This window comes from Corynebacterium sp. 20-84 (assembly GCF_053479455.1).
Map to the genome: position 1 here is coordinate 1 of NZ_JBRBCB010000035.1, position 626 is coordinate 626.

Sequence of the window (626 nt, forward strand, 5' to 3'; positions counted from 1 at the left end):
GTGTGTGATGGCGTGCCTTTTGAAGAATGAGCCTGCGAGTCAGCGGCATGTCGCGAGGTTAACCCGTGTGGGGTAGTCGTAGCGAAAGCGAATGCTAATTGTGTGTTTAGTGGCATGTCCTGGACCCGAAGCGGGGTGATCTACCCATGGCCAGTGTGAAGCAGCTGTAAGAGGTTGTGGAGGCGCGAACCCACGTAGGTTGAAAACTGCGGGGATGAGCTGTGGGTAGGGGTGAAAGGCCAATCAAACTCCGTGATAGCTGGTTCTCCCCGAAATGCATTTAGGTGCAGCGTCGCGTAGGTGTGCCGGAGGTAGAGCTACTGGTTGGTTGAGCGGGACTATCATCTTAGCAATGTCAGCCAAACTCCGAATGCCGGTTAAACATTGTTGCGCGGCAGTGAGACTGTGGGGGATAAGCTTCATAGTCGAGAGGGAAACAGCCCAGATCGCCGGTTAAGGCCCCTAAGGGTGTACTAAGTGGAAAAGGATGTGTAATCGCGAAGACAGCCAGGAGGTTGGCTTAGAAGCAGCCACCCTTGAAAGAGTGCGTAATAGCTCACTGGTCGAGTGGTTGCGCGCCGACAATTCAGTGGGGCTCAAGTACACCGCCGAAGCCGCGGCATATC

The 626-nt window shown here is 54.8% G+C and carries 1 rRNA gene; it reads left to right on the forward strand.

The window, feature by feature from the left end:
- A 23S ribosomal RNA gene (locus ACUY2Y_RS11715) occupies positions 1-626 on the forward strand; the annotation flags it as partial.